Source organism: Rhodoferax sp. ZS1R8, assembly GCF_056521325.1.
The window spans coordinates 1-1035 of record NZ_JBWMBA010000204.1 but is presented as its reverse complement, the minus strand read 5'-3'; the positions used below and the strand labels follow the sequence as shown (position 1 = coordinate 1035).

The window sequence follows — 1035 nt, the reverse complement described above, 5'->3', positions numbered from 1 at the left end:
CTGCCGGCATTGGGCTGCAGGCTGATGCCGGCGTAACCGGTGGCGGCGCACAGCCAGGCACGCAGTTGCGCGTCTAGCTCGGTGTAGCCCTGGCGTTGGTCTGCGGGGCAGAACGGATGGATGTTGGCGAACTCCGGCCAGGTGATGGGGATCATCTCGCTGGTGGCGTTGAGCTTCATGGTGCAACTGCCCAGCGGGATCATGCTGCGGTCCAGCGCCAAATCTTTGTCGCTCAGCATGCGGATATAGCGCAGCATGCTGGTTTCAGAGTGGTGCGTGTTGAAGACCGGGTGCGTCAAAAACTTGGACGTGCGGAGCAGCGCGGCGGGGATCAGGGATTCGGCAGCCGCCTCCAGCACTTCCACGCTGGGCAGGGGCTGGCCGGGCTTGGCGAAAAGGCTCCAGATCAGTGCAATATCTTCGCGTGTGGTGGTCTCGTCCAGGGCGATACACAGGTAGTGTTTAAAGTAAATTCGCAGGTTAGCCCCCGCAGATACTGCATTTTCAGCTATTGAATTGGTAGCGCCATCGGTCTTCAGCGTGACCGTGTCAAAAGTCGCTTGCGCGCGCACCGGTGCACCCAACTGCTCCAGGCCCTTGGCCAATATCGCAGTGAACTTGGCCACGCGCTGTGCAATGCGAGTCAGGCCCTCGGGGCCGTGGTACACGGCGTACATGCTGGCCACCACGGCCGGCAACACCTGCGCGGTGCAGATGTTGGACGTAGCCTTTTCGCGGCGGATGTGTTGCTCACGCGTTTGCAGCGCCAGGCGGTAGGTTGGGTTGCCGTGCACGTCCACGCTCACGCCAACCAGGCGGCCGGGCAGGGATCGTTTGTATTCGTCGCGGCAAGCCATGTAGGCGGCGTGTGGGCCGCCATTGCACAGCGGCATGCCAAAACGCTGGGTGGTGCCCACCACGATGTCGGCATTCCATTCTCCGGGGGGCGTCAAGAGCGTCAGCGCCAGCAGGTCGGCGGCGACGATAAAGGCCGCCTGTTTGCCGTGCACCAGCGCCACGTCGGCGCGCAGGTCA

At 63.0% G+C, this 1035-nt stretch carries 1 pseudogene; it reads right to left on the bottom strand.

Annotated features, from left to right (window positions below):
- Nucleotides 1–1035 (bottom strand): annotated as a pseudogene (locus AC097P_RS25000) (glycine dehydrogenase (aminomethyl-transferring)); the annotation flags it as partial.